The 25,388-nt window shown below is 44.1% G+C and carries 21 protein-coding genes and 1 other annotated feature; of the genes, 17 read left to right on the forward strand and 4 right to left on the reverse strand.

Annotation, left to right across the window (positions count from 1 at the left end; translation table 11 throughout):
* Positions 1–29 precede the first annotated feature (29 nt).
* Together HGO97_RS06910 and HGO97_RS06915 are read left to right on the forward strand one after the other, a co-directional pair.
* Positions 30–2,630, forward strand: coding sequence for an ABC transporter permease (locus tag HGO97_RS06910; RefSeq protein ID WP_216240569.1), 2,601 nt, complete (start codon positions 30–32; stop codon positions 2,628–2,630).
* A 198-nt stretch (positions 2,631–2,828) separates the two neighbouring features.
* Positions 2,829–2,993, forward strand: a complete 165-nt coding sequence (locus tag HGO97_RS06915) for a hypothetical protein (RefSeq protein ID WP_216240570.1) — start codon at positions 2,829–2,831, stop codon at positions 2,991–2,993.
* Between the two features lie 4 nt (positions 2,994–2,997).
* Here the strand turns inward: HGO97_RS06915 and HGO97_RS06920 are convergent, their stop codons facing one another.
* A complete protein-coding gene (locus HGO97_RS06920) occupies positions 2,998–3,222 on the reverse strand; it encodes a hypothetical protein (RefSeq protein WP_216240571.1) in 225 nt (74 codons plus the stop codon).
* Positions 3,223–3,438: 216 nt separating this feature from the next.
* On the opposite strand from HGO97_RS06920, the gene HGO97_RS06925 reads away from it, so the two are divergent.
* The 8 genes from HGO97_RS06925 (at position 3,439) to HGO97_RS06960 (ending at position 14,085) form a co-directional block, all read left to right on the forward strand.
* On the forward strand, positions 3,439–3,954 hold the full coding sequence (locus HGO97_RS06925) for an SEC-C metal-binding domain-containing protein (protein ID WP_216240572.1): 516 nt from the start codon (positions 3,439–3,441) through the stop codon (positions 3,952–3,954).
* A 22-nt stretch (positions 3,955–3,976) separates the two neighbouring features.
* On the forward strand, positions 3,977–4,771 hold the full coding sequence (locus tag HGO97_RS06930) for a YdcF family protein (RefSeq protein ID WP_246597338.1): 795 nt from the start codon (positions 3,977–3,979) through the stop codon (positions 4,769–4,771).
* A 75-nt stretch (positions 4,772–4,846) separates the two neighbouring features.
* Positions 4,847–5,057 (forward strand) — a binding site (T-box leader).
* Positions 5,058–5,113: 56 nt separating this feature from the next.
* Entirely contained in the window at positions 5,114–5,974 is an 861-nt protein-coding gene (locus HGO97_RS06935; RefSeq protein ID WP_216240573.1) for an aldo/keto reductase, read from the forward strand.
* A 72-nt stretch (positions 5,975–6,046) separates the two neighbouring features.
* Complete coding sequence (gene thrS, locus HGO97_RS06940) at positions 6,047–7,972, forward strand: threonine--tRNA ligase (RefSeq protein WP_216240574.1); 1,926 nt, start codon at positions 6,047–6,049, stop codon at positions 7,970–7,972.
* Between the two features lie 71 nt (positions 7,973–8,043).
* Positions 8,044–8,430: a DUF1540 domain-containing protein gene (locus HGO97_RS06945; protein WP_216240575.1), complete on the forward strand. Its 387-nt coding sequence runs from the start codon at positions 8,044–8,046 to the stop codon at positions 8,428–8,430.
* Positions 8,431–8,634: 204 nt separating this feature from the next.
* Positions 8,635–10,092, forward strand: a complete 1,458-nt coding sequence (locus HGO97_RS06950; protein WP_216240576.1) for an AI-2E family transporter — start codon at positions 8,635–8,637, stop codon at positions 10,090–10,092.
* A 3-nt stretch (positions 10,093–10,095) separates the two neighbouring features.
* Complete coding sequence (metA, locus tag HGO97_RS06955) at positions 10,096–11,016, forward strand: homoserine O-acetyltransferase MetA (RefSeq protein WP_216240577.1); 921 nt, start codon at positions 10,096–10,098, stop codon at positions 11,014–11,016.
* A gap of 375 nt (positions 11,017–11,391) precedes the next feature.
* The gene (locus tag HGO97_RS06960; RefSeq protein WP_216240578.1) at positions 11,392–14,085 is read left to right on the forward strand and encodes an LPXTG cell wall anchor domain-containing protein; all 2,694 of its coding nucleotides are present in this window, start codon (positions 11,392–11,394) and stop codon (positions 14,083–14,085) included.
* 84 nt (positions 14,086–14,169) lie between these two features.
* Here the strand turns inward: HGO97_RS06960 and HGO97_RS06965 are convergent, their stop codons facing one another.
* Positions 14,170–16,140, reverse strand: a complete 1,971-nt coding sequence (locus HGO97_RS06965) for a sensor histidine kinase (RefSeq protein ID WP_216240579.1) — start codon at positions 16,138–16,140, stop codon at positions 14,170–14,172.
* 3 nt (positions 16,141–16,143) lie between these two features.
* Positions 16,144–16,806, reverse strand: coding sequence for a response regulator transcription factor (locus HGO97_RS06970; protein WP_216240580.1), 663 nt, complete (start codon positions 16,804–16,806; stop codon positions 16,144–16,146).
* A gap of 177 nt (positions 16,807–16,983) precedes the next feature.
* Here HGO97_RS06970 and HGO97_RS06975 point away from each other — a divergent pair, with 177 nt between their 5' ends.
* Complete coding sequence (locus tag HGO97_RS06975; protein WP_216240581.1) at positions 16,984–18,939, forward strand: hypothetical protein; 1,956 nt, start codon at positions 16,984–16,986, stop codon at positions 18,937–18,939.
* 20 nt (positions 18,940–18,959) lie between these two features.
* On the opposite strand, the gene HGO97_RS06980 is transcribed toward HGO97_RS06975, so the two are convergent.
* Entirely contained in the window at positions 18,960–19,160 is a 201-nt protein-coding gene (locus HGO97_RS06980; RefSeq protein ID WP_246597339.1) for a hypothetical protein, read from the reverse strand.
* Between the two features lie 145 nt (positions 19,161–19,305).
* Between HGO97_RS06980 and HGO97_RS06985 the strand changes: the two genes are divergently transcribed.
* From HGO97_RS06985 to HGO97_RS07010, 6 genes are all read left to right on the forward strand, one after another.
* On the forward strand, positions 19,306–19,533 hold the full coding sequence (locus HGO97_RS06985) for a helix-turn-helix domain-containing protein (RefSeq protein ID WP_216240582.1): 228 nt from the start codon (positions 19,306–19,308) through the stop codon (positions 19,531–19,533).
* Positions 19,534–19,632: 99 nt separating this feature from the next.
* Positions 19,633–20,805 (forward strand): aminotransferase class I/II-fold pyridoxal phosphate-dependent enzyme, encoded by a 1,173-nt coding sequence (locus HGO97_RS06990; protein WP_216240583.1) that lies wholly within the window; start codon positions 19,633–19,635, stop codon positions 20,803–20,805.
* A 29-nt stretch (positions 20,806–20,834) separates the two neighbouring features.
* Positions 20,835–21,851, forward strand: coding sequence for an alpha-hydroxy-acid oxidizing protein (locus HGO97_RS06995; RefSeq protein ID WP_216240584.1), 1,017 nt, complete (start codon positions 20,835–20,837; stop codon positions 21,849–21,851).
* Between the two features lie 237 nt (positions 21,852–22,088).
* On the forward strand, positions 22,089–24,209 hold the full coding sequence (nrdD, locus tag HGO97_RS07000; protein ID WP_216240585.1) for an anaerobic ribonucleoside-triphosphate reductase: 2,121 nt from the start codon (positions 22,089–22,091) through the stop codon (positions 24,207–24,209).
* 1 nt (position 24,210) lies between these two features.
* Entirely contained in the window at positions 24,211–24,702 is a 492-nt protein-coding gene (gene nrdG / locus HGO97_RS07005) for an anaerobic ribonucleoside-triphosphate reductase activating protein (protein WP_216240606.1), read from the forward strand.
* Positions 24,703–24,725: 23 nt separating this feature from the next.
* Positions 24,726–25,238, forward strand: coding sequence for a dCTP deaminase/dUTPase family protein (locus HGO97_RS07010; protein WP_216240586.1), 513 nt, complete (start codon positions 24,726–24,728; stop codon positions 25,236–25,238).
* Positions 25,239–25,388: the final 150 nt, after the last annotated feature.

Below are 25,388 nucleotides of genomic sequence, written 5' to 3' on the forward strand. Positions count from 1 at the left end.
TATAATCCAAAAATCAGGAGGCGGAGTGTATGAAGAGAAAGGCGGATTACTTTGGTGCAGCAATTGGTTTTATAATTTCGTGCCTGATTCTTTTTGGCAGGTGGATACATTTTCAAGGAGCAGGATATACAATTTTCGGTTTTGTCTACAAGGTCCATAAGTATGGAGGAATCATTTCCTTTTCGAAGGTATTCGAAAATGTGGAAACAGTGGCAGCTACGGAAAGGAGTATTGTTCCGGCATATTTTTTCCTTTTCCTTCCTATTCTGCTTGCAGTGGTGCTTATTGTAAGGTCAGTACTTCTTATAAAAGGGAAAAAAGTGAGTGTGCTCACGAATTTCGCCTATTGGATTGGTCTTTTTTATCTGATGACTGTGTTTTTGGCACCGTATTGTATCAGTGTGCCCTTCTTTGCTTCTCTTTTTCTGATGCTCGCAGATTATATTGGTACAAGACTGATTCTGGAAGGGGCAGAGATGAGCAGGCAGGCTCGTGAACTTAAACAAAGGGAGAGAGAAGCAAAACTAGATAAAATTCGGCGGATGCATTTCCCAGGACGGTATTCCAAAGATTTTTACGAGGTGGTATTTGCTAATTTCCGAAGCAATTTAAGGGGGTATCTTCTATTTATCGTGGCGGCTTCGGTTTCCGTGGCTTTATTCTATGTCTTATTTGGTGCACTTGCATTGATCTATATGATGAACCCGGATCTAAATCTGATGATGACCAGTGGGATTTTTAAAATTTTCAGTGAGGTACTTAATATAGTAGTTTTTCTCTCTGTCATGCTGCTGGTGCTGATTATTTCTAATTACATAAAAACGCGTATGAAGAACTATGGGATTTTTCTAGGCCTTGGTATCCGCAAAAAGACACTGTGGCTGGTCATTGCCCTGGAATATCTAGTATGTATTTTGTCCTCATTAGCTGTTGGATTGCTTCTGGGAAATTTAGGGTTCCCAGTTTTAAAATATCTTTATCTACAAAGTCAGGGAATAAGAATGGACGTCCCAACGGCATATCAAGTGGTGACGTTAGTAACAGCAATTGCCTTTTTGCTAATGACGGGACTTGCGACATTGATTAATTATCATTTGTTTGAAGGAGTGGATATTACCTCTTCTGCGGTCAACGCCGCCAAGAAAGAAGGAGTGCCCAAGAATCACCTGTTTCTGGGCCTATTTTACGGACTATATTGCATTTATGCAGGAATACGTGGGTTTATATATGGACATTGGATGGAAGGACTGTCCAGAGTGGCAATTCTGCTTTTTGGAGCCCTTCTTATATTATATTGTGGAGGGGGAAAGCTGGTTCCATGGTTCAGAAAGAAGAAAGAACGTTACTTTAAGCATATGTTCCAGGTACTTCCATGGAAATATCGGTTTAAGACGAACGCGAAATACCTGTTCCTTTTATTCACAATCCAGACACTGGCATTGTCAGTCTATCTGCCGCGTCTTAGTTCTTGTTTGATTTCGGCCCATGGGGAAGAACTTTATCCTTATGATTTTGTATGTATGGCACATGAGGAGGATTCAGAGTTTTTCCAGGAGATGAAAAAAGATTATGATATCCGGATGGAAACATATCCTATGGTGAGAATCGATACCCTGCTGTCAGAACCGTTCTCCTTTAACACGTTGATTCGTTCGACAAACGGGGGAATGTTCTTTCCATTGGGACAGCAGGTCGGGATTTCAGAGACTACCTATCAAAAGCTAAAAGCAGAAGCTGCCCCAAAGGATAAAAGCATCCTTCATTTAAAGGGTAAGGAAATCAATGTGGTCTTTCAACAAGATTCTTCTCAGAGGGCCCGGCTTCTGGACTGGTATGTTTCTCCGATGGAGCATTTGGGATATGATCCACATCTGCGCGCAGGCAGAATTTGTTATTATGATCTTCTTACCCGTGATACCCTGTATCCGCCTTATCAGATCAAGAGTCAGGAAAAACGAATTTTGACAGGGATGTTCCATAATGGTGACCAGGAAAATATCGTCGTATTTTCAGATGAGCATTTTGATGATCTTCTTAAATCTGTTGAGGGGAGACTTGACAAGGAACCGTCTCCGACGCAGCTTGTCACACTTCATACAACCAAAGAAGAGTATCAGGAAATTTCAGACAAACTAACAATCTTTTCGCGGAAAAATGCTTCTGATTCAGCCTGGGATGCTACAATTCTCCCTTATTATGCAAAGCAGGTACAGAAGCCCCTGGCAGAAGGCGAAAGGTTCTTTAAAGAAATTGCCTTTTCAGCAACTATATTTATTATGCTGTTGAGCAGCTTATTTATCTTTTATCTGAAATTCAGTCTGGATATTGATGACCTCCGGCGTAGAAACGGGCTCTTGGAAGCAATTGGGATGGGGAGAAAAGGAAGGGAACGCATTATACGCAGCGAAATGGCAATGCATTCTCTGTGGCCGCTTCTCTTTGCCGCTGCAATCTCGGTCATTTTCTTCACGGTACTGCCTGCGATGAGATTATTTAGCAGAATAGAAATGCAATACTATTATATTACACAGCTCATCCTTCTTTTGGTCTATACACAGGTTTATCATTTAGGAATACATTTTCTGGAAAAACATTTTATAAAGGTGATCTGTACCCGAGAATTTCATTAAGAATCGTAAGAAATTGGTAATATTTGATTATAAAATCTTTAGATTTCTGCCATAACTCTGACACATTTGGAACGTACAATGAACCTATGCTAAATGAGAAGGAAAAGGAAATTCCATTATAGAAAAATTTAGCATATTTAAGGCCTGTCATTCATATAATAGTAAGGCTGAGGTTTAAAAAGAAAAGGAGGTATTTTCATGCGTCAGAACAACAATGAAGGAACTCAAGAGATGATTTCGATGGAAGAATACCTGGTAAGAAGACAGGAAAAAAGAAAGACAGAGATCTCAAAGAATCCATTCTTAAGTCTCAGAGCAGCAGAGATGAATGCCGCTCTGGAGCTTGCACAGATGTACGTATAACGAATCAGTCATCCTGCCCTGGGTCATCATGATGATTCTTTTGAGACAGCCAATAAACAAGAGTATAAGCATACATAAGAACTGGCAGTAAAATTGTTGCGGCAATGGAAGCCTTCAGCAGACCGGAAGATGCAGAATGGTCAACAAAAGCGAAAATCAATGTACTGCCGTACAGACATACAAGAAGAATTGCGCCGATCAAGGCTAAAATACGTTTTGATTTTTTCATGACAAATCCTTTCTATCTGAGTGGTACATAACAAAGATAGATACATTATAACTAAAAAAGCAATATATTTCAAACATATTAAGAACTGACTTGAATGCAAGAAGCGGCCTTCCAGAATCGGAGGGCCGTCTGCATGTCAATTTCATATTTACTAAGTTGGAATTTTGTTATATAATGGGGACACGAGCGAAATTAAGATAAAAGGAGTTATATACGATGAGTGAGAAATGTTTATTAGATCAGTGGCGTGATACCGCCTATAACAAGGAACTTTCAAGAGACCAGTTAGAGCAGTTCTGGGGCACATATTTTAATATTGAGAAGAGCATTTACGAGCAGCTTTTAGATGCACCGGATGTAGAAGTGAAGGGAACTGTGGAAGAGCTTGCGAAGAAGTATGGTCAGGAAGTGCTGACGATGGTAGGTTTCCTGGATGGTATCAATGACAGCTTAAAGGTACCGAACCCGATCGAGACAATGACAGAGACTACAGAGGTAAGCCTTGCTTTTGATAAGGAAAAGCTGTATAAGAATATGGTAGATGCAAAGGCTGATTGGCTTTATGAACTGCCACAGTGGGACAGCATCTTTGATGCGGATACAAAGAAACGTCTGTACCGTGAGCAGAAGCAGTCCGGTACAATCCGCAAGGAGAAGAAGATCGGAAGAAATGATCCATGTCCATGTGGAAGCGGCAAGAAGTATAAGAAGTGCTGCGGTAAGAATGCATAATAACTGCCCTTGGTGCAGTATCATGATGATAGCGAATCCGCCGTTTTCTGCGGACCTGCCCGCAGGGCATGCATTACAGCGTGCCCTTTGGGCATATTTTTTGTTGACGGGAAGCCTTTGTCTGATCTACTATCTGGCCATGTGGTTCTATTCTAAAAAATGGAATTCCACGTTTGTTTTATTCTGGCCTGCGCTAGGGGGCGCACACCTGATTTTGGGAATCCTTTTAAGTTTTTGTCCCCTGCCGATCATAGTTACCAGAGTGTTGTGCGGGATTCTGATTGGTTCCTGGGCTGTATTTCTTGGAGTTGAGGTTCAGATCTGTATTGCGATGAAGAAAAAGGCAGAGAGACATCTTGCATATCTGATCATTCTAGGGGCGCAGGTCCGGGGGACGAGAATCACCTCCTCCTTGAAGAAGAGATTAGATGCTGCACTTCGTTATCTGGAAGAGAATCCAGAGACACGGGTGATCGTTGCCGGCGGACAGGGCAGAGGCGAAGACATCTCAGAAGCAGCAGCTATGGCGGGATATCTTAGGGAGCATGGAATTGAGGAAACGCGGATTTATCTGGAGGATGCGTCTACAACGACCTGGGAAAATCTAAAATTTAGTGCAGAAATGATAAAAGATCTGTCAAAGCCTCTGGCTGTGGTGACCAATGATTTTCATCTGTACAGGGCAATGAAGATCGGAAAACAGGTCGGATATCAGAATCTCCAGGGAATTCCGGCAAGCTCCAATTCTCTGTTCCAGGTGAATTATCTGGTACGAGAGTTTTTTGGAGTCCTTAAGTTCCTGGTTTTCAAACGGTAAAGAGGAAAGAGCGCAATTTATTGGTTGACAAAAACCGCGGTAATGTTATAATAAATCTATCATTGGCACAAATATGGTAATACGATGACGAGACGAGTAGAATGTGGAAGGTTCCAGAGAGGAAGAGCCATAGGCTGTAAGCTTTTCTATCACGGAAGCATTTGAAGACTACCTCTGAGTGGCTGAAAACAGCCCGGTGATTCCGTTATAATCATAATGAAGTGGTTCTGGCATTGCCAGCTCAATTAGGGTGGAACCGCGAGTGATTAGTGAACTCGTCCCTTTCTGTAAGTGATTACAGGAAGGGGCTTTCTTTATTTTAAAGCAAGAAAGGAGAGGAAAATGAAGAGTGTACAGGATTGTTTTGAACTGAACAATGGGGTCCAGATTCCTTGTGTCGGCTTCGGAACCTATAAGGCGGCCCAGGGGAATACTGCCGATGTGATTCGTACCGCCATTGATGCGGGTTACCGCTATTTCGATACGGCATCCTTTTACGGTACGGAGCCGTTTCTGTGTGAGGCCATCAAGGACAGCGGGATTCCAAGAGAGGATTTTTTTATTACTTCGAAGGTCTGGAAGACGGAGATGGGATATGAGCAGACTAAGAAAGCATTTCAGGCGACACTTGAGCGGCTCGGGACTGACTATCTGGACCTGTATCTGATTCACTGGCCTTTGCCGGAACCGGATTATGAGGATTGGAAGGCTCTGGATATAGAGACCTGGAGGGCACTGGAAGAATTTTATAAAGAAGGCCGGGTGCGCGCCATTGGGCTGAGCAATTTCCTGCCTCATCATATAGAAAATATCTTACAGAACTGTGAGGTCTGCCCGGCGGTCGACCAGATTGAATTTCACCCTGGATATTCTCAGGAAGCAGTACTTTCGTACTGTCAGGAAAGAGGAATTCAGGTGCAGGGATGGAGCCCTCTCGGCCGGATGCGTGTTTCGAAGGAGCCGCTGATGCTTGAGATGGCAGAAAAGTACAAAGTGACGACAGCACAGATCTGCTTAAGATATGCACTTCAGAGAAAGGTCATCCCGCTTCCGAAGTCTTCCTCCATGGAACGTATGAAGCAGAACCAGGAGCTGTTCGGATTCGAGATTTCGGCGGAAGATATGTATCGCCTGGAAACACTTCCGCAGACAGGCTGGTCTGGCGAACATCCAGACAGGGAAAGAGTGTATTTTGATAAATGATAAGTTCGGCACTGCCGGATGAGTGGTGCATCAGTATTGATTAAAAATTTTATGAAAAGAGAGGTAAAAAGAATGAAGATCACATTAAAAGATGGTTCCTGCAAAGAATATGCAGAGAGCAAATCCGTAATTGAAATCGCAGCTGATATCAGTGAGGGACTGGCCAGAGTGGCAACAGCCGGAGAAATTGACGGTGAGGTGGTTGATTTAAGAACAGTCGTAGATAAAGACTGTGAACTGAGTATCCTCACATTCCAGGACGAAAAAGGAAAGGGCGCATTCAGACATACAGCATCCCATATCATGGCACAGGCAATCAAGAGATTGTATCCAGATACAAAGCTGGCGATCGGACCTTCTGTAGCAGACGGTTTCTACTATGATATTGACAGAGAAGTTCCGTTGACTGCAGATGACCTGACAAAAATCGAGGCAGAGATGAAGAAGATCGTGAAAGAGAATCTTCCGATTGAACAGTATACAAAGCCGAGAGAAGAAGCAATCGCATATTTTAAAGAAAAAGACGAACCATATAAGGTAGAGCTTATCGAAGATCTGCCGGAGGATGCAGTCATCAGTTTCTATTCTCAGGGAGAGTTCACAGACCTTTGTGCAGGACCTCATCTGATGTCTACGAAGCCAGTCAAAGCATTTAAGCTGACAAGTCTTGCAGGTGCTTACTGGCGTGGAAGTGAAAAGAACAAGATGCTCCAGAGAATTTACGGAACTGCATTTCCAAAGAAGGCAGAGCTGGACGAGTATCTGACAATGTTAGAGGAAGCAAAGAAGCGTGACCATAGAAAGCTTGGTAAGGAACTTGGCCTGTTCATGATGAGAGATGAGGGACCGGGATTCCCATTCTTCCTTCCAAAGGGAATGGAGCTTAAGAATACGCTTCTGGACTATTGGAGAGAGATTCACCGCAAGAATGGTTATGTAGAGATTGCGACTCCGATCATGTTGAGCCGTCATCTGTGGGAGACATCAGGACATTGGGATCACTATAAAGACAATATGTATACTACGGTGATCGATGAGGAAGATTTTGCCATCAAACCGATGAACTGTCCGGGTGGAATCCTGGCATACCAGTCAGAGCCGCGTTCTTACCGTGACCTGCCGCTGCGTATGGGAGAATTAGGACTTGTTCACCGCCATGAGAAATCAGGACAGCTCCATGGTCTGATGAGAGTCCGCTGCTTCACACAGGATGATGCACATATCTTCATGATGCCGGAGCAGATTCGTGATGAAATCAAGGGCGTTGCAAGGCTGATCGATGAAGTTTACAGCCTGTTCGGATTTAAGTACCATGTAGAATTATCTACACGTCCAGAGGACAGCATGGGAAGCGATGAAGATTGGGAGATGGCTACAGATGCACTGCGCGGTGCACTGGATGACCTCGGTCTTCCATATGTAGTAAATGAAGGAGACGGAGCATTCTATGGTCCGAAGATTGACTTCCATCTGGAGGATTCTATCGGAAGAACCTGGCAGTGCGGAACGATTCAGCTCGATTTCCAGCTTCCGCTGCGCTTTGAATTGGAATATACAGGAGCAGACGGAGAAAAGCACAGACCGATCATGATCCACCGTGTTGCATTTGGTTCAATCGAACGCTTTATCGGTATTCTGATCGAGCATTTTGCAGGAGCATTCCCGACATGGCTGGCTCCAGTGCAGGTAAAGGTACTTCCAATTTCTGATAAATATCTGGAATATGGCAACCAGGTGCTGGATGCGTTGAACAATGCAGGAATTCGTGCAGAGCTGGATACACGTGCTGAAAAAATCGGATATAAGATCCGTGAGGCACAGATGCAGAAAATTCCGTACATGCTTGTTGTCGGAGCAAAAGAAGAAGAGGATGGACTCGTTTCTGTCAGAAGCAGATTTGCAGGGGATGAAGGACAGAAGAGTCTGGATGCATTCCTTTGTGATATCAAGGATGAGATTGCCAAAAAGACAGTTCGTGAAGTAAAGACGCAGGAATAAAAAGCAGGAATAATTCAAAGCGGTACAGGGCATAATGATACTGATTTCATTATTTAGAAGGAGGTATGATCATGCCAGAATTAAAATGTACCGTGCAGACATGTGTGCACAACAAACAGTTTTTATGTGACCTTGACGCTATCCAGGTAGGTGGAGACCAGGCAAGAACAGCAAGAGAGACATGCTGTGCCAGCTTCCAGGAGAGAAAGGGCAGCGGTTCTTCTAACAGTAGTTCCAGCAGCTACAGCAATAGCAGCAGTAACAGCTACAGCAGTACCTACTCAAGCGGCTACAGCGATGTAACAGGAAGCGCATCTGACCGCAGTAATGTCGATTGTAAGGCAGTAGAGTGTATGTACAACTGCGACTGCAAATGTCATGCTGGAAAGATCAGTGTGGAAGGCAGCAACGCATGTCAGTGCGAGTCCACAGAGTGTGCAACATTTAAGTGTAAATAGGCATATCCAAGTGATTTGGAAATAGAAAAGGCAGGTGTCCGGGCAAAACTCGGATTCCTGTCTTTTCGCATGTAGGTGAAGTGAGCTGTGAACAGGAACACAAAGCCAGCAGCCTTGAAATTGCTTTTGACATAAGGTTGACTAGATGATATGGTAGGCGCTATAATCATTGTATGTGCATACAGGAAGGAACTAAATGACGAGATGAGTAAAGAAAAAGAGAATTTAAAAAACAGCGGGAAGGAAGAGACAAGCGGCTACTATGCGTCCAGACCTTCTTTTGGAAATAACGGGCCATCAAAGCTGCGGCAGAAGTTCAGCAGGGGGATGACCTTTTTTGTAGTGATCGCTGCCTGCATTATCTTTTATTTTGCGCTGCTGAGACTGCCTGCGATATCGGGGGTCTTCAAGGAAATCATTCATATATTGAAGCCAGTGCTCTATGGAATGGGAATCGCATATCTGCTAAATCCAATCGTTGATTTTGTGGAGCGGCATTTAAAGCCTCTTCTTCGGAAAAAGATTTCGAGTGAGAAGCGCGTCCATGCCATTTCCCGGGGCGTGGGGATTTTTGCTGCCGTTACGATTCTGATCATGGTCATTGTGGCTTTATTTAATATGATGATACCAGAATTGTACGGAAGTATACGAGATATGGTCCTGACAGTGCCGAGTCAGTTGAACCAGCTTGTCGATAAGATCATGGAGATGAATACCAAGGATACGACGTTGAATCAGTTGCTGAATAACGTCTTGAAGGAAGCGACCGATTATATCCAGAGATGGATGCGCAGCGATCTTCTGACGCAGATCAATGTCCTGATGTCGAACCTGACGGTGGGCGTCATCAGCGTAGTCAATGAGTTTTTTAATGCGGTCATTGGAATCATTATATCTATTTATGTGCTTTTCAGTAAAGAAAAGTTCTCAAGCCAGTGTAAAAAGGGCGTGTATGCGATCTTTAAGCCTTCACATGCCAATATGCTTCTGCATCTGACGATTAAGAGCAACGAGATTTTCGGCGGCTTTATTATCGGAAAGATCATAGATTCTGCAATCATCGGAGTTTTGTGTTTTATCGGACTGTCGGTTCTGAATATGCCATATACGCTCCTGGTCAGTGTCATCGTGGGCGTGACGAATGTCATCCCATTTTTCGGACCATATATTGGGGCGATTCCGAGTGCAGTACTGATTATGCTTTCTGATCCGAAGATGGGGGTATACTTTATTATATTTATCCTCGTACTCCAGCAGCTTGATGGGAATGTCATTGGACCGAAGATTTTGGGTGATTCCACAGGGCTTTCTGCGTTCTGGGTAGTATTCGCAATTCTTTTGGGCGGCGGACTCTTCGGATTTTTAGGAATGATACTGGGCGTGCCGACATTTGCAGTGATTTACTATATCGTGAATATGCTGATTAATCACAGGTTGGAGAAGAAGAAGCTCCCGATCGAGACAGAGGCCTATGGTGAGAAGAGCTATGTCGATTCGGATGGGACTTACATCTATTCTCATGAAGATGAAGAGAATCAGGCAAGAGAGTTGAGAAAAGAGAAAGAATCAAAAAATACAAAAGAAAAAGAAGAGTCAAAAGAACCGGAAGATCTGAATAAAGGGACAGAACCGGATAAAACTAAGAACGGAAAAGGGGAATAGACAATGCCAATACGAGTACAAAATGATTTGCCAGTAAAGGAGATATTAGAGCAGGAAAATATATTTGTGATGGACGAATACCGTGCTGCACATCAGGATATCCGTCCTATCAGCATTGGGCTTCTCAACTTAATGCCTTTGAAAGAAGATACGGAGCTGCAGATACTGCGTTCTCTGTCCAATACACCACTGCAGGTCGACGTGACATTTGTAAGGGTGGGCAGCCATGTTTCAAAGAATACCTCGACGAGTCATATTTATAAATTTTATGAGGCATTTGAGGAGGTAAAACACCAGAAGTTCGACGGATTTATTATTACAGGAGCACCTGTAGAGCAGATGCCGTTCGAAGAGGTGGATTATTGGGAAGAGTTAAAGGAAATTATGGATTGGACGACTACAAATGTCACATCCACCCTGCATTTATGCTGGGGAGCGCAGGCGGGCCTTTATTATCATTATGGAATCGACAAGGTTCAACTGCCCAATAAGATGTTCGGAGTTTTCAAGCATCATGTGAGAAACAGAAAGATTCCGCTCGTGCGAGGATTCGATGACGTGTTCTATGCACCTCACAGCCGACATACGACGGTTCCGCAGGAACTTTTGGAAGCGGATGACAGAATCACCATATTAGCAGATTCTAAAGAGGCGGGTGTCTTCCTTTGTATGGCAAAAGAAGGCCGCCAGATTTTTGTGATGGGACACCCGGAATATGACCGTGTGACATTGGATACAGAGTATAAGAGGGATAAAGGCAAAGGACTGGATATCCAGGTGCCTGTGAATTATTATCCAGAGGACGACCCGGATAATAGGCCGGAACTGATCTGGAGGGCACATGCTAATAACCTGTATACGAACTGGCTTAATTATTACGTTTATCAGCTTACACCTTATGATCTGTATGGAACTCCATTTTAGGAGGCAGGGTCTTTCAAAATAAATACATCATTATTTTAAAACTTATTTAGTAATTTGATTATCCTTACATAAATTGGTAAATGTCGATATATCCCGTATTTACGGGCTTTATCGGCATTTTCCTTTCTCTGCAGAACGTTCATCATATAGCTCACCTATTTTATAGCTGCTTTCTGTAATTTCATAAAAACTCACTATAAATTTCCAGTAGTTAACAATAAAAAACAACAGTGTGTAAAAATTGAGAATATTTGAAGAAATTATTGTATGATGTCTCTAAAGGTAACGAAAAATCCCGGCATGTCATAAAAGTATAGGATTTACAGAAAAAATAGTCACATCACACTGCCGGGGAGGGAAAGGAGACAACGGGAAATGAAGAATGGAAAAAGGCTGTCCAGTATGGCACTGGCGGTAATGATGGCTACCTCGCTGTGTTCAGGAACACTTACAATGAACGTAAGTGCTAGTGATACAGATCCGGCGGCAGTAGCAGAAGTATCAGAGACAGCACCTGCCAGTGCACAGACAGAGGAGGTCACAGAGCCTGTGGCGGTGGATACGGGTACAGAGACGGTAGCTGAGCCGGCAGAGATGGAGGTGAATACCGAACCTGCGGTACCAGTGGAGGAACAGACAAAGGCGACAGAAGTGCCAACAGAACCGGAAGCACCTGTGACAGAGACAGAAGTAACTGTGACAGATCCACAAGCACAAATAAATGATGCAGCTGTAGAAAATGCAGATTCTCAGGGAATACAGGACGGCAATACAATTACGCCGCCAGAGGCACAGGAGTCTGCAGCAGAGACAGAGGAAAAGGCTGATACGCTAAAGAAAGCAATCGAGAGCAGGGCATTATTAGCAGGTTCAGATGAAGATTTGAGCCCGGAAGTACAGCTGGAAAATGCAAAAGCTGCTGTCACGGAAGTATTAACCAACTATTCAGTTGTCAGTAAACCGGGAAATGCTAGTGCAATGAAAGCAGAGATTAAAAAGATAGCCGAGGATGCAATCAATAATCCCCAAATTAGTGTCGGGAGTATTAGATTGTATGGCGCAGTAGCACCTACGGTCAATACACAAGGAAGTATTAATGTGGAGATAAAGCTGGTTTCTACTGAGGGAGCTGAATCTTCTCTAAACACCAGTTGTATACTCCCACAATTAACAACAGAAGATCAGGCTGATAAAGATTGTCTGACTGCTGCAGTGGTTGAAGCTTATGCCGCATTAAACAATTATCCTGTTGATAATAATACAACATCTGATGAACTGCTGGACGCAGTTAATAATGCAATCAATAATCCTGAAATATCAGTGGAGCTTACACTTGAGAAGAAGAATGCGACTGAAGATGCAAAGGGATCCTGTAACATAAATGTGACACTCTCTTATAAGGGATGGGTAGATTACACTTCTTATTATCGAAAGCTGCCGAAAGATTTCATAGAGCAAATAAAAGCTGCACACAGAATGATTGATGAGTTTTTAGCGGAATATCAGGCACAGGATTTTATAGATGCATCGCAGGAGTTCATAGACAATATCGGCAATGAAATTGATCAGAGACTTGCTGATGCGAACAGTAAAGTCCGGGTTGTAGAAGTAAAGATACCAGAGTCTTCTTCGTTTAAGCGTGATATTCAAGTCAACTTTGCCGTGAAAGGTGTAGAGGGAGTTAATACAACAGGCGGAGTGCAGCGGAAATTTACCAACTTTGAAGCCTTAAGAGACGTAATCAGGGAGGAGTTCGAGAGGGCTGGATTTAGCAATGCAACGACAGCAGAGTATGTGTTACAAATAGCCAAAGATGTGGGCGCGGATCTTACCGTTTCCTGGGATCTAGCCGATGGATTTAAGCTGACTCCTGCTACCGTAGACAGCAAGGGAGAGATTACAGGAACACTGATCCTGAAGGCCGATGACGGAACCTTGACCTGGAAGCTTGATCCGGCGACTGATAACCTAACGATTCCCCGGATCAGGAACCTTGACAAAGAAGCTCTGGAACGTGCAAAGAAGTTAATCAGACAATATACTGATGTACATGCCTTCCCGGTCAATGACCAGCTGGACAGCGAAGTTCTGCGGATCCTTAAGGAGGAGCTTTCGGTCACAGACGTTGACATTTCCTGGGTAACCCCGCCGTCAAAAGCACTGGTACCAGACATATATGAAGAAACAGACATAGATGTTGTCCTTCTTATGACACATGGTGATGTGCAGGAGCAGTATACATTCCCGGTATGTGTTACCGCTGATGCTCCAAAAGAATACAGGATCTTGTATGGGAGTGGTCAGCAATGGGGCAAGGGTGGATCGTATGAACTCGTCTATTCACTGAAAGGTAAAGTTGGTGATTATACGGGTTACCGGATCGATGGAAAGGATCTGACCAGTGACCAGTATACACAGTATATAACAGATGCTTCAGTAGCAGGAGGCTATTTCAATGTAAAGGTGAGTGATCAGGTATTAAAACGCTTAGAAATTGGTGATCATACCTTTGAAGCTCATTATCCGAACGGACGCATCAAAACAAATTTTGAGGTGATAGACACAAGTAAACCATCTGATCATGCATTCGAAAGCGCTCAGGTGGTATGGCATCTGGGAGATGATAAGCTGCTCGGGTTCTACCTGAAGGGAAATGCGAGAGATTATAGAGTGGTAAAAATTGATGACAAATTTATAGACGGGGTCAGAATTTACACAGGTCCTTCCGGACAGACAATGTTTGCTCTGGAACCAAAGGTTCTGAATGGTTTAAGCGTAGGAACTCATACAGTCTATGCCCAGTATGTCGAAAACGGCGAGACAAAAAGTGTAGAGACAAAACTTGTGGTTGTTGACAAAGGTGTTACGGATGACACTAAGCCGGAGAGCAAACCAGAGACGAAACTAGAGCCAGAGGCTGAAAAGAAAGTAGAAATAAAGAAAGAAGAAGTAAAGAATACGACTCCTAAGACTGGTGATGCAGCGAATGCAGGAATGCTTCTTGCAGCAACACTCCTATCAGGAGCAGGGGCAGCAGGCGCATGGAAGAAAAAGAGATTTGACCAGTAGAAATCAGGGCCGTTTCTAAGGTTGGTTCAAAAGCTTCAATAGGAAAGGCGGATCCTTTATCGTTGATATAAAGGACCCGCCTTTTTAGCCCGGCGTATTCATATGAGCAATTGGAAAGGTGATGTAGAATGTAGTCCCCATTCCGGGCCGGGATTCTACATTGATAGAACCACCATATTCTTCAATGCTGATTTTTGTGAAATACAGCCCCAGGCCGCAGAGCCCTTCCCCTTTTTTCGTGCTGAATTCATAGTGGAAAATCTGCGGAAGATCTTCGGGTTGAATTCCTTCCCCATTATCCGACAGTGTGATCTTTAGTGTATCATTTATAAAGGCAGCCGCAAGCCGTATGGTTCCCTCATAGGGAGTGTGCTCTGTTGCGTTTACAATCATATTCTCAAAGGCGCAAAACAGGCTTTCCTTATGTCCGAATAAGTACACAGGACCTTCGGGAAGTTCTGTCTGGTAATAGATTCCATTGGCATCTGCGTAAGAAACGGTTTCCTGATAAATATATTTTAAAAATTCAACACAGTCAAAGATTTCCGGTGCGCTCTTGTGCGAGGTCTGTGTATGGAAAAGTTGCAGGCTCTGTACATTGTTCTGAATCTGGGAAGACTTGTGGTCTATGATATCCAGATAATGCAAAAGCTCTTCATCTGACCCAATACCGCTCATGCGGATATAATCAATATAGGTATTGATTGCGGCGACAGGCGCCTTGAGGTCATGGGCCACAGCGGACAAAAACTGCTTCCGTTCTTCCAGCATAGATGTCAGCCAGGCAGTCTTACGATTGACCTCATCCTGCAGATGGTCCATCAGATATTGCCGCTGAATCAGAATCCTGCGGTTATAATCTGAAATCAACACTGTGAATAGAAGGACCATGATGAAGCCGCAGTATTCTGTCTGCCAGCCGAATCGCAGCGGTTCGAAGCGCCCGGCAGTGAGATAATCAATCAGGATTCCGAGACCGAATACCGCATTTCCGCTCAAAAGCCATACCTGTTGAGGATTGCGCAGCGTACCAGATACAGAAACGAGAATCAGGTAGATGCTCATGATGATTTTTGCTACAGCTGCCAGAAAGCTATATACAGGTATGAACTTCGGACAAAGAGGAAACAAGATATAAAATGCCGGCAGAGGCAGTGCGGCCATACCGATGGAAAAAGCATAGCAGAGGAGATATCCGTATCGATGCTTGTGTTGTCCAGGCAACTGGTATGTCAGGACATTCATACAGGCGAAAATGGCAAACCAGGCAGTATCCTCTATTACATAAGGCATTTCTCCCCAATTGATTCCTGACCAGTGTATCAGTGGATAGGAAATATGGACCGCAAAAAAGAAGCATAAGAGTCCATAAGCCGCATACAGAGGGTCGATTCGTCTGCGGAACCAGACAGAAAATGAGACGATGGCACATCCCAGGGAGAAAAAGCAAAGAAGACCATAAAAAATCAGGCGTCCGGTCTCCAGCTTTGTAATTGCGTCCGCTTCACCGACAAGAGGCGGATAGATCAATCCACTGTAATAATGGGAGTAATTGGCTGCCTCTATCACAATCTCTACATAGCCGGAAGGCAGCAAAATCAGTGTGTTCTGTATATGGATATTGTAGGTATCCTTCGCAAGTGATCCGTAAGAGCGGACCAGGGTGCCATTGATGTAAACTCTGCTTGCTGAAAATATCTCTGGAAGCTCTAAAAGCCAGCCCTTTGGGGAGGGCTCAAGATATAGCTGCTTGCGGTATACAGCACTTCCAAAGGGGGAAGCGTCCTTATGGAAAGAGCGGAAAGTCCCAAACTCTCCGATCGTGATTGGACGATCTGTATCAGGAAGAACCGTGGCAGTGCCATTTGCAGGGAGCCTGTCATATTCGGGATAGAAATCCCATCCATCCGCAAGAACAGTAACGTCTCTGCCCTTGTAGGTATATTTGTTATCCAAGTGGTAGGTCAGATAAAAGAGGATTCCGATTCCAAGCAGTGAGATCAGGAGTACAAAAAGGGATAATGATATTTTTTGAAGGTTTTCTTTTCGTTTCATAAGCTACTCCGTAAAAACATATCCCTTTCCCCATTGAGTGCGGATATATTCCTTGTCAGGGGAAAATTCTTTTAGCTTCCTTCGTATTCGCATAATCAGCACTTGGACGCTGTGCGTGTTATAGCTTTCTCCCCAAAGTGCTTCATAAATCTCATCCTGCTTGAAAGGAATGCCCTTGTTCTGACTCAAAAACTGTAGAATCTGGAATTCATTTACGGTAAGTCCGAGTGAACTGGTCCCTATATAAGCCTGTTTTTCATCTGGACAGATGATCAGTCCACTGCTCCTGTCTTCATATTCAAAAGAACGCTTCTGGCGTATTCTGGCCCGGATTCTCAGCTCCAGCTCCTTCATCCGGTAAGGCTTGGTCAGATAATCATCCCCGCCGTTGAGAAATCCTTTTTCCAGTGATTCATCATCTGTCAGAACAGTCAGAAAAATAACAGGAGTGTCGTCCAGATTCTTGAGTGTCCTGCAGAAGTCAAATCCATTCTCTCCTTCCATTCGAACATCCAGGATAATACAGTCATAAACAGTTTCCTTTAGCAGGGAGCGTGCATCGTCTGTATTTGCTGCAGTGTCAGTATAAAAGCCATGTTCTGAAAAATAAGTCTGGTTCAGAGAAAGCATTTCTGTATCATCGTCAATAAAAAGTAATTTTTCCATTGTTTCACCATCTTTCGTAAGTACATGGCTCTATTTTAAAGGGAACGGTAAAAGTTTGCAAATAGAAATGGCGGAAAAAGAGTCATGTTGTTATTTGTTGTTAATTATTGTGATTCCATTGTTATTTCACTTATGATAAGATGATAGCAAAAAATAAGGGAACATGAGGGGGCGCAAATGATGAAAAAATGGAAAAGGATGTTCCTTTTTGGCATCCTGGTATCCGGGCTGTTTTTTATATGGTCGGGAGAATGCCGGGCTTGGGGTCCGCCCGTCAAGGAGGATGAAGATACATTTTTAGAGTGGTATGAGGAGCATAAAGACGGTGAAGCACCGATAACAAAGCAGTTGTCTGGTGATCTTTTTATTTCAGATGAAAAGGAAGAGGCGGCTGTTCTGGATGGGACGAGGCCTATTACAATCGACTGTAATGGTCATGGAATCATCGTACAGCGTGAGATGGTGATTGATAATCCGAATCTGATCATTCAAGGAAATACCCGCAACGGTTTTCTTATGATGGTCAACACCGGGGGTATCTTGAAGCTTGAGCAGGGGCTGCTCAGGCTGACAGGCGAGGAAGGCGTGGTGCTTCAGGTCCTCAGCCCAAACGGTGTATCAGGTCCTTCCAGAGGAGGCGTTTTTACGATTGAAGGAGAGGGAACTGACATACAGGGGATTACATGGACACAGGGGGTGCCCATCGAAGTCTCGAATCTGAATATTAAAGTATCGGGCAGTGTGGCAGCAAAGGGGCTTGTAAGTATGAATCTGCGGGAACTTACCGTGAATCACTGCCAGATTCAGGCAATTGGGGGAAGCGAGAGTTATGGAATCTACTGCAGGGATAGTGTCAATGACGATGTCGGACGAATCATACTGCATGATTCCTTTGTCTTAGCTGTGGGTTTAGATGCTTCTGCCAGGACGTACAGTGTGTATCATCCGAAAGGAGAAATTCGTTATGAGAATTCCTCTCTTGAGCCTCCGGTCGATACAGGCAGGATCTATACAGCGCTGGAGCTGGGAGAATTGGAGCCTGTCTATACAGAGACAGGAGTGATGCCTGGGGAATGGAGCCTTCCCGATACCGTAGGGGTATATGTAGAAGAAACGGGTGTCGAAGGGGAACGAATCGAGCGGATTCCCGTTACATGGGCGATTCCTGACAGTGCATTTACGAACCCGGGATACTGTATCGTAAAAGGAACATTTCAGGATGGGAGGCTTGACGGGAAGCTGGAAAATCCAAATAGAATCGTTCCAGAGGTCACGGTTCTGTGTCTTCCTCCTGAGAAGATGTTCCTGATCGCCTATGAAGTGGATCAGGATTTCGTGAGGAATGGTGTCAGTTTAGTAGTTCCATACCCAGCCGGAGCAGAGCGAATGAGAATCGAATATAGTGCCGACGGGGAACGGTTCGAGAGATATGAGGGAGAAGGTGGTGATATACTGGCCGGTATCGTAAAGCCAAGGAACCATTTGCTATACTTTCATATAGTCGTGCCCTTGGAAGCTCCGGTATATTATTTGAGAGTAGTTGTCGATGGAGACAGCATGTTCGCTGGGACAAGTCCTGTATGGAAGATTGATACCGGAAGTTCAGAAGAAGTCCCCCCGGATGTGGATGATGACGGCGGTGGGGACCGCGGAGGTCAAGATCTTGATCCGACATTCCCGGATAAAGAAGAGCCTTCGGATCAGACTGACGGTGCTGTAGATGAGAAGAAAGAGCATCATACAACTAACTCTTCAGATGAGATGAGGACCGGCGGAGATTCTGGGTCTGTAAGCGGGAGACAGTCGGATAACGAGAAGGATTCCTCTGCCGTGAGTTCGTCAAGTAGTGTTTTAGGCGCATCTGGGGATAACTCGTCGAATCTCAGGCAGAACGCTGATTCAGTAAAAAGGAAATCAGATACAAAAGCAGAATCAGCAGATCATGCACAATATGTATCAGCGTCAGGGGAGAACGAAGAGAAAATGGAGGCTGCGACGGATAATGGAATGGAAAAAATGAAAAAAGAGAGCAAGGACAGCGTTATGCCGTGGATCTTAGTTGTACTTTGTCTGTTCGTACTTGTCGGTGCAGGCATCTGGTGCGGAAAGAAAGTATTCTTTAAAAAGCAGTAAATAAACCGGGTAAAAGAGGGTTACTCTTTTTGCCCGGTTTTTCTTTCGATTTCCGCAATCTGTTTTTTTATATTTTGATAGATTCTATCATTTTTTAAATCAACTTCACGGGGATCAGTGAGATACTCAGAAAGAAAGTCAGGTGTTTCCTCAAAAAATCTGTCCTGCGCCTCCTTGGGCAGGTCAGCAATGAAGCGGTCATAAAATTCAAAATCATCCATAAGAAGGAACTCCTGGAATCTTTTTAGCTGCGCTGACGTCATGTTTAGCTTCACAATGAATCACTCCTTTGGTATATTATAGTCTATTTAACGACTATAGTCAATTAAAAGACTTCATTATATGCTATAAAAAAGGAGGCTTGAGATGATTGATTATAGTCCATTCTGGATCACACTACAAAATTCAAAGGAGAGTACCTATACATTGATTAAGAAATATCACATATCAAGTTCAACGATAAATCGGTTGAGAAAGAACAAACCTGTAAATACCGTTACTCTGAATGAATTATGCTACATTCTGAACTGCAATATACAGGATATTGCACAGTATGTTCCTTCTAAGGAAGACCAAATGTTATTCCGCAAATAAAAAAGAGACAGTAGATGATAAGAAATCTACTGTCTCTTTTTAGAGAGATATGATATAATGGGAAGTCGTGAAATGTTTGCATAAGAGGAGGCAGTAGGAATGGAATGTTTTCAGTTTTCTGATAAAGTCAACCACATCCAGGCAGGGATTTTCGCAGAGCTGAACCGAAAGAAGGAAGAGCTTTTATGGAAAGGGAAACGGGTCTATAATCTTTCTATAGGGACGCCTGATTTTCAGCCGGCACCGCATATTATGAAGGCCATGGAGGATGCCTGCAAGGATCCCGAGAACTATAAGTATTCGATCGAGGACCTGCCGCAGCTCATCGAGGCTGTGCAGTACCGGTACATAAACAGATTTGGAGTAGAACTAGAGAAGGATGAAATCATGTCCGTCTATGGTTCTCAGGAAGGGATGTCCCACATAGGGATGGTGTTCTGTAATCCGGGGGAATCCATACTGGTACCGAACCCAGGATATCCGCTGTTCGAGACGAGCGGTATGATGGCCGGGGCGAAGATCGAGACATATAAGCTGGAGGAAAAGAACGGGTATCTGCCGGATCTTAAGAGCATCCCGAAGGACGTTTTAAAAAGGACAAAGTATATGATCGTATCCTATCCTCTGAATCCGGTCTGTGTCTGTGCACCGGATGAGTTTTATGAGGAACTGATCGCATTTGCGAAGGAGCATCAGATTATCATCCTCCACGATAATGCATACTCGGATATTATTTATACAAGGAAGCAGGGCAGGTCCTTTTTATCCTTTGCGGGCGCAAAGGAAGTAGGGGTAGAATTCTATTCCCTTTCTAAGACATATAATTTGACCGGTGCCAGGATTTCTTTTGTCGTGGGTAACCGGGAGATCGTAAAGAAGTTCAAGACCCTGCGTTCCCAGATTGATTATGGTATCTTCCTGCCCATCCAGTATGCAGCGATTGCAGCATTGACCGGGCCGGATGATTTTGTAGAAAAACAAAGGCAGGATTATGAAGCAAGGAACAAGGCACTTTGCGGAGGTTTGCGGAAAATTGGATGGGAAGTGCCGGATAGCCAGGGCACGATGTTTGTCTGGGCAAAAATTCCGAAAGGGTATCGATCTTCTTTTGATTTCTGTATGAAACTGATGGAAGAGACGGGACTGATCGTGACACCGGGAAGCGCATTCGGCAGTGAGGGCGAAGGCTATGTGCGTATGGCTCTTGTCATCAATGAGCAGCAGATTGAAGAGCTGCTCAAGGTACTGGACGAATCCGGGATGTTCCGCTAAGAGAAAATAGTGAATGTGAGGGAAAGAAAATGGAATACAGTGAAGTGATTAAAAATGCAAGGACGAATATCGGACCATATTGCAAGGCATGTAATGTGTGCAATGGAATCGTATGTAAGAACACCATGCCGGGGCCGGGGGCAAAGGGGACCGGAGATCTGGCGGTAAGAAATTATGCAAAGTGGCAGGAAGTGCGGATCAACATGGATACGATCTGTGAACAAAGAACAGTCGAGACAAAGTTCGAGTTATTTGGCAAGACATTTGAATATCCATTTTTTGCAGGTCCGGTCGGTGCAGTGAAGCTGCATTACGGGGACAAGTATTCTGATCAGGAGTATAATGATATCCTTGTACCGGCTTGTGCGAAAAGTGGTATTGCGGCATTTACCGGGGATGGTACGAACTACCAGGTAATGATTGAGGCGACAGAGGCAATCAGCAAATTCGATGGCATGGGAATTCCGACTGTTAAGCCGTGGGATCTTGGGACGATCAAGGAGAAGATGGAGCTAGTGAAGAAGTCTGGCGCTTTTGCAGTGGCAATGGATATTGATGCTGCGGGGCTTCCGTTCTTACAAAATTTAAATCCTCCGGCCGGAAGCAAGTCTGTGGAAGAATTGAAAGAAATCGTGAAGATGGCGGAAATTCCATTCCTTTTAAAGGGAATTATGACGCCGAAGGCAGCGTTAAAGGCAAAAGAAGCTGGAGTCCAGGGAATCGTAGTTTCCAATCATGGGGGACGCGTCCTGGATCAATGCCCGTCTACAGCAGAGGTATTACCGGCAATAGTGAAAGCAGTTGGCGGGGAGATGAAGATTTTTGTGGACGGTGGTATCCGCACTGGTATCGATGTCTTTAAGGCGCTGGCTCTGGGAGCGGATGCAGTGCTGATCGCACGTCCTTTTGTGACAGCCGTTTATGGAGGTCAAGAGGAAGGCGTTGCATCTTATGTGCAGAAAATCGGTGCAGAGCTAAAGGATACCATGGCGATGTGCGGGGCATTTTCACTAAAAGAGATTCAGGATGATATGATTTGGAAATAGATACTGGATTGGTCAGCTTAGTTTTGGACTACATATCAGAGAGAACGACACGAAATGTCACCTAATTTTTTCAACAAAATTTTAGTGTGTTTTTTCATCCTTTTTTGTGAAAGATTTTGTATTGACGGTCCATACTATATGGTGGTAGTATTGTTTGTACTGACACATGATATAGTCTGTTGGGGTTGAAATAGATACTAAATATAGAGAATAGTGACATGAAGGGAGAACTTTGGTATGATGCGTGTAGTCAAAAAGGATGGGACAAAAGAAGATTTTAACGTACAGAAAGTCGTAGTTGCAGTCAATAAGTCTGCCTACCGCGCCTTAATTAAATTTACAGATGAAGAGCTGGATTATATCTGTCATTTTGTGGAAGAAAAGGTAAAATCCATGGGAATCACAGATATCCCGATTGCGGAGATGCATAATGTAGTAGAAGGGGCGCTGGAAAAGGTGAATCCGATCGTGGCAAAGAGCTACAGGGATTACCGGAACTATAAGCAGGATTTTGTACAGATGCTGGACGAGGTCTATAAGAAGAGCCAGTCCATCATGTATATAGGGGATAAGGAGAACAGCAATACAGACAGTGCGCTTGTCTCAACAAAGAGAAGTCTGATCTTTAATGAACTGAATAAGGAGTTATATAAGAAGTTCTTCCTGACTGTAGAAGAGATTCAGGCAATCAGAGAAGGTTATATCTACATCCATGATATGTCTGCAAGAAGAGATACGATGAACTGCTGTCTGTTTGATGTGAAGAGTGTATTAAGCGGCGGATTTGAGATGGGGAATCTCTGGTATAACGAGCCGAAGACGCTGGATACGGCGTTCGATGTCATCGGTGATATTGTGCTGAGTGCGGCAAGTCAGCAGTACGGTGGTTTTACGGTACCGAGTGTAGACGAGATTTTGGAACCGTATGCTGAGAAGTCTCACAAGCAGTTGATTGAAAAGTACAGAAGTCTCGGACTTCCAGAGGAGACAGTACAAAAGGTCGCATGGTCCGATCTGGAAAAGGAGATGGAGCAGGGCTTCCAGGGATGGGAATATAAATTTAATTCCGTATCCTCCAGTCGTGGAGATTATCCGTTTATTACAGTGACCGCGGGAACACGTACGAGTATCTATGGAAAGCTTGCTACGATCAAGATGCTTGAGGTACGCCGTATGGGACAGGGAAAAGAAGGCCATAAGAAGCCGGTCCTGTTCCCGAAGATCGTATTTTTATATGATGAGAATCTTCACGGACCAGGAAAACCGTTGGAGGATGTATTTGAGGCTGGAATCGAATGTTCCAGAAAGACTATGTATCCAGACTGGCTCAGCCTGACTGGAGAGGGATACGTACCAAGCATGTATAAGAAATATGGCAGAATCATCAGTCCGATGGGATGCCGTGCCTTTTTATCACCGTGGTATGAAAGAGGCGGCATGGAGCCGGCAGATGATAAGGATATGCCGGTATTTGTAGGCCGTTTTAACATTGGAGCGATCAGTCTGCACCTTCCGATGATTTATGCAAAGGCACAGCAGGAGAGCAGACCATTTTATGAAGTCCTGGATTATTACCTGAACTTGATTAGGAAGCTTCATCAGAGGACCTATGATTACTTAGGAGAGATGAAGGCCTCCACGAACCCGCTGGCATATTGTGAGGGCGGCTTCTACGGTGGACACCTGGGATTATATGATAAGATCAAGCCGTTATTAAAATCAGCGACAGCTTCTTTTGGAATCACTGCACTTAATGAATTGCAACAGCTCCATAATAAGAAGTCATTGGCAGAGGATGGACAGTTCGCTTTGGATACCTTGAACCATATCAACGAAAAAGTGAATGAATTCAAAGCAGAAGATGGACACCTTTATGCAATCTACGGAACACCTGCCGAGAATCTGTGCGGTGTTCAGGTTCAGCAGTTCCGTAAGAAATACGGAATTATTGAAAATGTATCTGACAGAGAGTATGTAAGCAACAGCTTCCACTGCCATGTCAGTGAGGAAATCACTCCGATCGAGAAGCAGGATCTGGAGGGAAGGTTCTGGAATTTAAGTAACGGCGGCAAGATTCAGTATGTAAAATATCCGATCAGCTACAATACGGAGGCGGTAAAGGCATTGGTCAGAAGGGCCATGGCGAAGGGATTTTATGAGGGCGTGAATTTGTCCTTATCTTATTGCGATGACTGTGGATATGAAGAGCTGGATATGGATGTATGCCCAAAATGCGGCAGTAAGAATTTGACGAAGATCGATCGAATGAACGGTTATCTGTCTTACTCCCGGGTGAAGGGAGATACAAGACTCAATGATGCCAAGATGGCAGAAATTGCAGAAAGGAAAAGTATGTAACATGCAGTACCATAATATAACAAAAGATGATATGCTCAATGGCGATGGACTGCGGGTCGTCCTGTGGGTTGCAGGATGTTCTCACGGATGTAAGGAATGTCACAATCCTGTCACATGGGACCCCAAAGGCGGGATTCCATTTGACGAAGAAGCAAAGCAAGAGGTATTTGAACAACTGGAAAAGGACTATATCAGTGGAATTACATACAGCGGCGGAGACCCACTGTTTATGGGGAATAGAGAATGCATCACAGCATTGGCAAAAGAGGTGCGTGAGCGTTTCCCTGACAAGACGCAGTGGCTGTATACCGGATATGAATGGGAGGAAATCAAGGATTTGCCTGTGATTTCATATCTGGATGTCGTGGTCGATGGCAGATTTGAAATCAGCCAGAAGGATACGCAGCTTCACTGGCGGGGCAGTGCCAATCAAAAGGTCATAGACGTGCAGGCGTCCCTCGGACAGGGACAAATCGTTCTGCACGAATCATAACACCGGATAAAGGAGAACATAACATGCAGAGAATCGCAAAATTTCACAAAGTAAGCTTAGAGGAGTTCACAAAGGGATGGATCGATACCTTTGGATTGGATGATGAAGCCAATCTGGAAGAAATCTATGAAGGAATCAAACTTCCTAAAAGAGCGACTGCCGGTTCTGCCGGATATGATTTTTATGCTCCTGTTCGTCTGGTATTAGAGCCAGGAGAGACCATCAAGGTTCCGACCGGAATCCGCGTAGAGATGGAGCAGAACTGGGTATTGAAGTGTTATCCGAGAAGCGGACTGGGCTTTAAATACAGACTGCAGCTCAATAATACAGTGGGAATTATTGACAGCGACTATTTCTATTCTGATAATGAAGGCCATATCTTTTGTAAAATCACCAATGATACGAATGAAGATAAGACAGTAGACATTGGCAGAGGTGAGGGATTTATGCAGGGTATTTTTGTGGAATATGGTATTACAGTTGACGATGATGTGACCGATGTGCGCAATGGCGGCTTTGGAAGTACAACCAAATAATAGAATCGCGTAACAAAAAGACGGAATCATAAGAAGGCAATGTCACTAAGTTAAGATTGGTTTGCAATAGAAAGGTTGAAGATATTTTTGTCTTCAGCCTTCTTTTGAGATTAAAAAGCAGCACAAATAGACAGATTTGCATCTGCCTGA

Source organism: Faecalicatena faecalis (assembly GCF_012524165.2).
GTDB classification, from domain to species: Bacteria; Bacillota; Clostridia; order Lachnospirales; family Lachnospiraceae; genus Faecalicatena_A; species Faecalicatena_A faecalis.

Bases quoted from the DNA above. Each gene is read 5' to 3' on its own strand.
- HGO97_RS06920 (WP_216240571.1), bottom strand. From the start codon at position 3,222: ATGAAAAAATCAAAACGTATTTTAGCCTTGATCGGCGCAATTCTTCTT.
- HGO97_RS06970 (WP_216240580.1), bottom strand. From the start codon at position 16,806: ATGGAAAAATTACTTTTTATTGACGATGATACAGAAATGCTTTCTCTG.
- HGO97_RS06930 (WP_246597338.1), top strand. From the start codon at position 3,977: ATGATGATAGCGAATCCGCCGTTTTCTGCGGACCTGCCCGCAGGGCAT.
- HGO97_RS06995 (WP_216240584.1), top strand. From the start codon at position 20,835: ATGGAATACAGTGAAGTGATTAAAAATGCAAGGACGAATATCGGACCA.
- thrS (WP_216240574.1), top strand. From the start codon at position 6,047: ATGAAGATCACATTAAAAGATGGTTCCTGCAAAGAATATGCAGAGAGC.
- HGO97_RS06960 (WP_216240578.1), top strand. From the start codon at position 11,392: ATGAAGAATGGAAAAAGGCTGTCCAGTATGGCACTGGCGGTAATGATG.
- HGO97_RS06910 (WP_216240569.1), top strand. From the start codon at position 30: ATGAAGAGAAAGGCGGATTACTTTGGTGCAGCAATTGGTTTTATAATT.
- nrdG (WP_216240606.1), top strand. From the start codon at position 24,211: ATGCAGTACCATAATATAACAAAAGATGATATGCTCAATGGCGATGGA.
- HGO97_RS06985 (WP_216240582.1), top strand. From the start codon at position 19,306: ATGATTGATTATAGTCCATTCTGGATCACACTACAAAATTCAAAGGAG.
- HGO97_RS06915 (WP_216240570.1), top strand. From the start codon at position 2,829: ATGCGTCAGAACAACAATGAAGGAACTCAAGAGATGATTTCGATGGAA.
- HGO97_RS06965 (WP_216240579.1), bottom strand. From the start codon at position 16,140: ATGAAACGAAAAGAAAACCTTCAAAAAATATCATTATCCCTTTTTGTA.
- HGO97_RS06950 (WP_216240576.1), top strand. From the start codon at position 8,635: ATGAGTAAAGAAAAAGAGAATTTAAAAAACAGCGGGAAGGAAGAGACA.
- HGO97_RS07010 (WP_216240586.1), top strand. From the start codon at position 24,726: ATGCAGAGAATCGCAAAATTTCACAAAGTAAGCTTAGAGGAGTTCACA.
- HGO97_RS06925 (WP_216240572.1), top strand. From the start codon at position 3,439: ATGAGTGAGAAATGTTTATTAGATCAGTGGCGTGATACCGCCTATAAC.
- HGO97_RS06935 (WP_216240573.1), top strand. From the start codon at position 5,114: ATGAAGAGTGTACAGGATTGTTTTGAACTGAACAATGGGGTCCAGATT.
- nrdD (WP_216240585.1), top strand. From the start codon at position 22,089: ATGATGCGTGTAGTCAAAAAGGATGGGACAAAAGAAGATTTTAACGTA.
- HGO97_RS06990 (WP_216240583.1), top strand. From the start codon at position 19,633: ATGGAATGTTTTCAGTTTTCTGATAAAGTCAACCACATCCAGGCAGGG.
- HGO97_RS06945 (WP_216240575.1), top strand. From the start codon at position 8,044: ATGCCAGAATTAAAATGTACCGTGCAGACATGTGTGCACAACAAACAG.
- HGO97_RS06980 (WP_246597339.1), bottom strand. From the start codon at position 19,160: ATGGATGATTTTGAATTTTATGACCGCTTCATTGCTGACCTGCCCAAG.
- metA (WP_216240577.1), top strand. From the start codon at position 10,096: ATGCCAATACGAGTACAAAATGATTTGCCAGTAAAGGAGATATTAGAG.
- HGO97_RS06975 (WP_216240581.1), top strand. From the start codon at position 16,984: ATGATGAAAAAATGGAAAAGGATGTTCCTTTTTGGCATCCTGGTATCC.